Annotated in this window: 4 protein-coding genes, 5 tRNA genes and 2 rRNA genes; 10 read left to right on the top strand and 1 reads right to left on the bottom strand. The window is 40.6% G+C overall.

Annotated features, from left to right (window positions below; genetic code table 11):
* Positions 1–4: 4 nt before the first annotated feature.
* The 5 genes from rrf (EAE89_RS22310) (at position 5) to birA (ending at position 2,652) form a co-directional block, all read left to right on the top strand.
* Positions 5–120 (top strand): 5S ribosomal RNA (gene rrf, locus EAE89_RS22310).
* 196 nt (positions 121–316) lie between these two features.
* Positions 317–392, top strand: a tRNA-Thr gene (locus EAE89_RS22305).
* 22 nt (positions 393–414) lie between these two features.
* Positions 415–530 (top strand): 5S ribosomal RNA (gene rrf / locus EAE89_RS22300).
* Between the two features lie 137 nt (positions 531–667).
* Positions 668–1,693 (top strand): UDP-N-acetylmuramate dehydrogenase, encoded by a 1,026-nt coding sequence (murB, locus tag EAE89_RS22295; RefSeq protein ID WP_054481577.1) that lies wholly within the window; start codon positions 668–670, stop codon positions 1,691–1,693.
* Complete coding sequence (gene birA / locus EAE89_RS22290) at positions 1,690–2,652, top strand: bifunctional biotin--[acetyl-CoA-carboxylase] ligase/biotin operon repressor BirA (protein ID WP_054481579.1); 963 nt, start codon at positions 1,690–1,692, stop codon at positions 2,650–2,652. The genes murB and birA overlap by 4 nt, the downstream gene beginning before the upstream one ends.
* A 38-nt stretch (positions 2,653–2,690) precedes the next feature.
* Here the strand turns inward: birA and coaA are convergent, their stop codons facing one another.
* Positions 2,691–3,641, bottom strand: coding sequence for a type I pantothenate kinase (coaA, locus tag EAE89_RS22285; protein WP_054481581.1), 951 nt, complete (start codon positions 3,639–3,641; stop codon positions 2,691–2,693).
* Positions 3,642–4,071: 430 nt separating this feature from the next.
* On the opposite strand from coaA, the gene EAE89_RS22280 reads away from it, so the two are divergent.
* The 5 genes from EAE89_RS22280 to EAE89_RS22260 form a co-directional block, all read left to right on the top strand.
* Positions 4,072–4,147, top strand: a tRNA-Thr gene (locus tag EAE89_RS22280).
* A gap of 15 nt (positions 4,148–4,162) precedes the next feature.
* Positions 4,163–4,247, top strand: a tRNA-Tyr gene (locus tag EAE89_RS22275).
* A gap of 105 nt (positions 4,248–4,352) precedes the next feature.
* Positions 4,353–4,427, top strand: a tRNA-Gly gene (locus EAE89_RS22270).
* Positions 4,428–4,433: 6 nt separating this feature from the next.
* Positions 4,434–4,509: transfer RNA gene (locus EAE89_RS22265), tRNA-Thr, on the top strand.
* Between the two features lie 108 nt (positions 4,510–4,617).
* The coding region (locus EAE89_RS22260; RefSeq protein WP_072161945.1) for a GTP-binding protein at positions 4,618–4,759 on the top strand (142 nt) is incomplete at its 3' end.

Raw genomic sequence — 4,759 nt, 5'->3', positions numbered from 1 at the left:
TATGCCTGGCGGCGATAGCGCGGTGGTCCCACCTGACCCCATGCCGAACTCAGCAGTGAAACGCCGTAGCGCCGATGGTAGTGTGGGGTCTCCCCATGCGAGAGTAGGACACTGCCAGGCTTTAAATTAAAGCTTTATGTCGGGGTGACAGAGTGACATGGAGCGTAGTAAGCAGAGAGTAGGGCGAACCCGTTGGAAACGGATTTGAACATTGCAAGATCGACAACCCGAAGGATGAACAGCAAGTGGTGGGCCGTTCGTAATCTGTCAAGATTTTAATTAAGGTTTTTCGCCAATAGTGGTTGCAAAGCCTATTGCTGATATGGCTCAGTTGGTAGAGCACACCCTTGGTAAGGGTGAGGTCCCCAGTTCGAATCTGGGTATCAGCACCACATAGAATATATAAAGAATTCGTCTGGCGGCGATAGCGCGGTGGTCCCACCTGACCCCATGCCGAACTCAGCAGTGAAACGCCGTAGCGCCGATGGTAGTGTGGGGTCTCCCCACGCGAGAGTAGGGAACTGCCAGGCTTTATTTTAAGATGAAAGGGCCATCCGATAGGGTGGCCTTTTTGCATTTGGCGAAAAAACTAACTTAGCTTTCCAACTGTTTTCTACGCCTATAGGCTGATAAACTACTCATTAAATCTTTGTTGAGTATTAAGTAAATGCTTTCTCTTAAAAAGTTTAATGCCTTTGGGTTATCAGCCTATGCTAAACATTTAGACGTAGCTGAGTCTACCGAATCTTTATTGGCTTTATGGCAGGAAGCCAAAAACCAAAAACAACCTGTATTGCTGCTTGGTGGAGGCAGTAATGTCTTATTTACTGAGGATTTTGAAGGAACGGTGATCCTGAATAGGATCATGGGGATCCAATGTCAGGAAACTGATGAATCATGGCATTTACATGTAGGAGCAGGAGAAAATTGGCACGATTTAGTTTGCTATTCTCTCCAAAATCAGATCTATGGGTTAGAAAATTTAGCTCTAATTCCTGGTTGTGCTGGTGCGGCACCAATTCAAAATATTGGTGCATATGGCGCTGAATTTAGAGATGTATGTGAATACGTAGATGTTCTTAACCTGAAGTCGGGAGAGAAAGTGCGTCTTAGTGCTGATAAATGTCAGTTTGGATATCGGGATAGTATTTTCAAGCATAAATACAAAGAGAACTGTTTTGTTATCTCTGTGGGTCTATTGTTAAAAAAGAATTGGCAACCGATATTGAACTATGGTGATTTAACTAAGTTATCGAAAGGTAGCGTAACTCCTCGTCAGATTTTCGATTTAGTATGTACAATGCGTACTAGCAAACTACCTAATCCTGCCGTGGTAGGAAATGCAGGTAGTTTCTTTAAGAATCCAATCGTTAGTGCAGAAATTGCGGCTAAAATTAAAGAAAACTATCCTGATAGTCCTCAATATCCTCATACTAATGAAACGTTTAAATTAGCGGCAGGTTGGCTCATTGAACAATGTAATTTGAAAGGCTATCGTATTGGTGGCGCAGCTGTGCACCTTAGGCAAGCTTTGGTATTAATAAACCAGGAAAATGCTACATGTAAGGATGTAATTGCATTGTCTGCCTATGTTCGTCAACAAGTGATAAGAAAATTTGGTGTATTACTTGAACCTGAGGTTCGCTTTATTGGCTCTAAAGGTGAAATTGATGCTGTGGAATGCATTTCATGAAAGATATAACTGTACCATTGCAATTGATTAAGATTTTGTCTGATGGAGAAATTCATTCAGGGCAACAATTAGGGCAAGACTTAGGGATGAGCAGGGCTGGAATTAATAAGCATATACAGACTATTCGTGAATGGGGAATTGAACTGGAAACGGTACCTGGTAAAGGTTATAGTTTTTTGGCTCCTGTGCAGTTACTTGATGAGTGTAGTATTTTTCAATATTTACCTGAGGGTCGTATTGCGGTTTTACCAGTTATTGATTCGACTAATCAGTTCTTACTTGATCGTTTATCTGAGCTGAAATCAGGAGATGCCTGTGTTGCTGAATATCAGTATGCTGGTAGAGGTCGGCGTGGTCGGAAATGGGTTTCTCCTTTTGGTAAGAATCTTTACTTATCTATGTATTGGTGTCTTGAGCAGGGGCCTGCTGCTGCGATTGGATTGAGCTTGGTTGTGGGTATTATTATTGCTAAAGTATTGCATCGATTAGGTGCTGACAGAATTAAAGTAAAATGGCCAAATGATTTATATCTTGATGATAAGAAATTAGCTGGGATTCTAGTCGAGTTGATGGGAAAAACTGGTGATGCCGCCCAAATTGTGATCGGTGCGGGTATAAATATTGCTATGGATCATAAGGGTAAAGAATCTATTAATCAGCAATGGATTAATTTGCAGCAGGCAGGTATTGAAGTTGATCGTAATAAGTTGGCAGTAGAAATAATACTTGAGTTAAGAAAGGCTCTGATTCAGTTTGAAAATGAAGGTTTGTCTTCATTTGTTTCTCGGTGGTTTGAGTTAGATAATTTTATGGATAGACCGGTAAAATTAATTATTGGTAATCAGGAAGTCCATGGTATAGCTAGAGGTATTAACCAGCAAGGAGCTTTGTTACTTGATCAAAATGGTGTTGTCACTCCATATATTGGTGGTGAGATTTCTTTGAGAGGTTGTCATTAATAACCGGAAGAGAGATATCTTCCGGCTTTAAAATTATTTTATTTACGCAGCCTCACGCTTTCAATGGTGTGATTGGCGCCTTTTGTCATGATTAGGCTTGCTCGTTCTCGGGTTGGTAGAATATTTTGTTGTAAATTTAATCCATTGATTTCTTGCCAGATATTAGATGCGGTATTTATAGCTTCTTCTTCTGATAACTTAGAATAGTTGTGGAAATAAGAATCTGGATCTGAAAAAGCACCCTGACGGAATTTCAGGAAGCGACTAATATACCAGCCCTTAAGTAATTTTTCTGATGCATCGACGTAGATAGAAAAGTCGACGAAATCGGAGACAAATACATGATGTGGATCATGGGGATAATCCATACCGCTTTGCAATACATTCAGACCTTCCAAAATCAAAATATCTGGTTGTTCAATGAGTTTTTTTTCATTTGGCACGATGTCATAGGTAAGATGAGAGTAAACTGGTGCAGATATTTGCTTGGAGCCTGATTTAATATCAGATACGAATTTCACTAGGCTGTGCATATCATACGATTGTGGAAACCCTTTCTTTTTCATCAATCTACGTTCATTCAGCACGCTGTTAGAATGCAGAAAACCATCTGTAGTAATTAATTCTACGCTTCTGTGTTCGGGCCAACGACTCAGCAGCGCCTGTAATAGGCGCGCTGTAGTGCTTTTACCAACGGCAACACTACCAGCAATACCTATGATATAAGGGACTTTTTGCTCATCAGTACCTAGAAATTGTTCAAGTACGGCTTGGCGCCGTAAATTTGAACTGATATAAAAATTGAGTAAACGAGATAAAGGAAGGTAAATTTCAATAACTTCTTCTAAAGAAATTTCTTCATTAATCCCTTTTAGATCAATTAATTCTTCTTTTGTTAATGTTAGTGGGACTGAATCACGTAAGGTAGCCCATTGTTCACGATTGAATTGCAAATATGGAGTAGCCAAAAAAGGTTCTTTTTTATTCATAGACCAACATCTGCCGTTTGTGCAGGTTGGACAGGTTGTAATAAACAACCTGTACCCGACAAAAAATAAATTGCATCATATCGATTGAGAGGCTGTAGGCGTAGGCTTTTTTATATTTTTAGCGGTTTTTTTTGATAAGAAATGCAGAATTGTAAAAAAATTGGGTTGCTTTGCTTAATGCTAGCTAGGATTTTTCTTTCATAATGATGGAAGTTTAACTGAAGAAAATGAAATAGTTTATTAAGTTCTATAGAACTTGTGATCAATTCTTTAATAGTTATAGATAATTTTTCGTTGGTTATTTGGGCTGAATCTATTGAAAAAAGCAGCTATTCGAATAAATGCGAGCATTTTATGACCGAACGATCAGAGAAAGCAATTTTTTTGTTGCATAGAGCGCTCACACTACCTAGAATGCGCAGCACTTGATGCCGGCATAGCTCAGTTGGTAGAGCAACTGACTTGTAATCAGTAGGTCCCGAGTTCGACTCTTGGTGCCGGCACCATTAAAATTTGGATAAGGTGGGGTTCCCGAGCGGCCAAAGGGAGCAGACTGTAAATCTGCCGTCACAGACTTCGAAGGTTCGAATCCTTCCCCCACCACCAAACAATCAGATTTAATCTTGAGTGTTTGCATATGAGTAGTTACTCCAAGTAAAACACATTGAGATACAACTTACAGCTGATTTAAGTCAGGTAGCCGAGTTCAATGCGGGCATCGTATAATGGCTATTACCTCAGCCTTCCAAGCTGATGATGCGGGTTCGATTCCCGCTGCCCGCTCCAAGATGTGCTGATATAGCTCAGTTGGTAGAGCACACCCTTGGTAAGGGTGAGGTCGGCAGTTCGAATCTGCCTATCAGCACCACTTCTTTAATGTCCTTGTCTCCTGGTTTTTTCCTGTAAATGATTCAACAAGCGACTGCTTGGTTGATGTGGTGAAACCACCGATTCCGTGTCTTAGAGGGACAATCTAATGTCTAAAGAAAAGTTTGAACGTACAAAACCGCACGTTAACGTTGGTACTATCGGCCACGTTGACCATGGTAAAACTACCCTGACTGCTGCAATTACTACTGTACTGGCTAAAACCTACGGTGGTAACGCTCGTGCATTCG

The sequence above is a fragment of the Photorhabdus heterorhabditis genome, from assembly GCF_018448905.1.
GTDB classification, from domain to species: Bacteria; Pseudomonadota; Gammaproteobacteria; order Enterobacterales; family Enterobacteriaceae; genus Photorhabdus; species Photorhabdus heterorhabditis.
Note: the sequence above shows the minus strand (reverse complement) of the source record. Positions and strands in the feature narration are given on the sequence as shown.